3 protein-coding genes are annotated in these 3,112 nt (G+C 55.0%); all 3 read right to left on the bottom strand.

Going from position 1 to position 3,112, the window contains the following annotated elements:
* Window positions 1–243: 243 nt before the first annotated feature.
* Window positions 244–1,125, bottom strand: coding sequence for an NmrA/HSCARG family protein (locus AAC640_RS18265; RefSeq protein WP_340268871.1), 882 nt, complete (start codon window positions 1,123–1,125; stop codon window positions 244–246).
* 149 nt (window positions 1,126–1,274) lie between these two features.
* Window positions 1,275–1,577, bottom strand: a complete 303-nt coding sequence (locus AAC640_RS18260; RefSeq protein WP_340268869.1) for a putative quinol monooxygenase — start codon at window positions 1,575–1,577, stop codon at window positions 1,275–1,277.
* A 53-nt stretch (window positions 1,578–1,630) separates the two neighbouring features.
* Entirely contained in the window at window positions 1,631–2,383 is a 753-nt protein-coding gene (locus tag AAC640_RS18255; protein ID WP_340268867.1) for an SDR family NAD(P)-dependent oxidoreductase, read from the bottom strand.
* Window positions 2,384–3,112 lie beyond the last annotated feature (729 nt).

The raw sequence follows: 3,112 nt of genomic DNA, 5'->3' as shown, positions 1-3,112 counted from the left end.
CGAGCAGCGAATCGACGTCTCGGAGGCCATGATCCATGTCGCTCTCGGCAGCCTCATGCTCCGTAGAATTGTCCATCCATGAGTATTCTCAAACGGACTCTCAGCGTTCAAGAAAGGCGCCAGGGATTTGGAGTGGACTGTATTTATATGATAAGCTTCCATGAAGTTATCATATGCCGTTTTCCAGTTGCAATCGAGTTCAACCGTAAACTCGTCCTTGACCATCATGGAATCTCTCCATCATTATAATACCTGCTGTTTTAGTTGTTTGAAGAATGGGACAAAAGTCGTCTTTGTCCATTCCCGGAAGCTCGTTGTCTTGCCGATAAGCGCCCCAAGATCGTCGCTATTGTCCTTCGTGGTGCGCGTACTGAGCCAGAGAGTGTCGTCATAGCCTTGCGGCCAATCCCGTTTGATATCGTCCAGCGGAATGTGGACCGTGCTCGCCTCGCAGCCCAGTTCCTCACCCATAATCCGCGTCATCTGACTGGGACAGGCGACATCGGATACCAGATTGATCTCGGTGCCGGCATATCGATCCGGATCGGCGATCACCTTGGCAGCCGCCCTGCCGATATCCTCCGCAGCGATTAAACCATTTTCTTTCTCGGGCGGGATCGGGATGGCGAAGATCAGCTTCCCGTCCTGTTCCACCGGAACGAAAAAGCGCAGCAGGTTTTCCATGAAAAATCCAGGCCGCAAAATGGTGGTGCGCAAAGGCAGTTCGGCAAGCCGTTCTTCGATCGCCCGCTTCGATCCCATCAGAAGTACGCCCCGGGCGTCGGCCGTCAGCGCGGACTGGAAAACATAATGTGAAATGCCAGCTTCGATCGCAGCGTCCACGGCGTTGATACCTTGAACGGCTTGCCCCACATCCCAACGATTTTCCGCGGAGGTGCCAACAAAATAGACCGCGTCGGCGCCCTGTATTGCGTTGCGGATCGACGCGCGGTCGTTCAGGTCACCAGCCACCGGAACGGCCCCGAGGCTGGCGGCGTGGCGCGCAGCCTCGCTGTCCGGGTTTCGAGTGATGGCGCGCACATGGAAGCCAGCCCAGATCAAGTGGCGCATGGCTGCCCCTCCGGATGTCCCTGTGGCGCCGAAAACCGCAACTGTCTTATTCATTTATACACTCCATACAGTGCGTATCCGAAACCGGCTATCCCTCGTGCAGCAAATTCCAATAGGTCCTGCCGATGACTTGGGAAGGGAAGCTTTAGTTCAAGGGTTGTCAAGGAAGCGTTCTATGCCAATGCTTCAGATGATACCGGTATTCAGAGGAAGTTGAATGCTTCCATTCCGACATATTGACTGACTTCCATCGCAATCGATCCATCGGTGACTGCAGCCTTCAAGGCTGGATAAAAGTCAGCGTCCAGATGCGACTGCACATCTGGAATCGTCTTGTACACGTGCACAAGCCAGATCACGCGTTTATCATGAAAATCCTGTGCATGCGTGTAATGAACGCATCCCGGCTCGGCAGCGGACAGTGCGTCACCGTCCCCCGCCTTTTCCAGGGCGCGAGTTGCAGCTTCCGCAGTGGGATGGGTGATCTTGCCGATAAAAATTATCATTTTCAGATCCTCTCTTAAAGCATAGTCCTGCCCGGCAAGTCCCGGGCGGCTCGTTATTGAGCGGTCAACCCGCCATCGGCGGCAATGGCGGCCCCGGTCACGAAGCTGGAGGCGTCGGATGCCAGGAATGCAAACACGCTCGCGATTTCCGAGGGGGCCGCGCCACGATTGATCGGCAGCATACGGGAAATGAACTCGTCGGCTGACGCACCGATCATCTCCAATGTCGATACGACCATCGGCGTCAATGTCATTCCAGGATGAACCGAGTTGACCCGGATGTTGAGCGAAGCGAGTTCGATCGCTGCGGCTTTCGTCATCCCCGTAATCGCAAACTTCGATGCACAATAGTCCATGTTGTCGGCCGCGCCAACGAGGCCCCAGCTGGAGGAATTATTAATCATGGATCCGCCGCCCGCGCGCAACATCGAAGGCAGAACCGTCTTCATGCCGAGGAAAACTCCGTCCTGGTTGATCGCGCACACGCGCCGATACTCTTCCAGGCTCAGGTCTTTAATGGTCTTCCGATGGCCCGAATGACCCGCATTGTTCACAAGGATGTTCACTGGGCCAAAGGCTTTCTCGGTGTCATCGACAGTGCGTTCCCAAGCAGCGGGATCTGTAACGTCAAGGCGTGAAAAGCGAACCCGGTCCCCCAACTCGCCGGCCAGCGCCTCGCCCTCCTCGACCTGAATATCGCCGATTGTAACTTTTGCGCCCAGTTGATGAAACATGCGTACCGCAGCAGCACCAATGCCGCTGGACCCGCCGGTGATGATTGCAACCTTGCCACTCAGGTCGAACATAAATATTCCTTTGCACGTAGCCACCAAATAATTATGCCGTGCCGAGCACAAACTGACAGGCAAAGCGTCTGGCCGCCGGACTTCTCTTCCATGAAGGCCTATCGCGATATATTGACCTGCCCCAGCACCGCACGGTTCTGCCGCACTGCTTCCGCCACAGACTACGCCTGCGACGTCAGTGCCTCCATCTGCCGAAGCTTCGCGACGATCTCCTCAGCCTTGTATGTATTTCGTGCCCATGCGTCCCTCCTTCTGATGGCCAAAAGCCATGCTCCAGATCGGATCACTTCATTGGGGAAAGCCAATCATTACTTCGTTCGCGTTCTTCGAATAATTTGGCATAAAAACAACCGCATCCCTCAATATTTAGTAGAGCGAACTTGCGAATAACAAAAAACGCGGATAATATATTCTCTTGTTTTGCAGTTATTATTACCCTTCCAGCCTTTTTTACTTCTTGGGCCGCCGTCCTGGCTGACTCCTTTGCGCTCAGCTATCCTTGTCAAGAGCAGAGTGTCAATAGAACGAACGTCCTTTTTTTTGGCAAAGCTGGTGAAGCCGCGATCGCGTTGAGAGAGGGGCCACTGCGGTCGGCCTCCCCTCCCCCACACTATACTCCGTGAGCGTCGCCGCCGCCCGTGTGGGCAGCGTCTTGGGGTCGGTACATAGAACGGACCCAGATATACGCTAAGGTTTCTCCGGACCTTCGACGGCGTGCATCTGGCGAAG

Source organism: Sphingobium mellinum (genome assembly GCF_037860795.1).
Classification (GTDB): domain Bacteria; phylum Pseudomonadota; class Alphaproteobacteria; order Sphingomonadales; family Sphingomonadaceae; genus Sphingobium; species Sphingobium mellinum.
The sequence above is the reverse complement of the archived record's forward strand: the minus strand, read 5'-3'. Positions and strand labels throughout refer to the sequence as shown.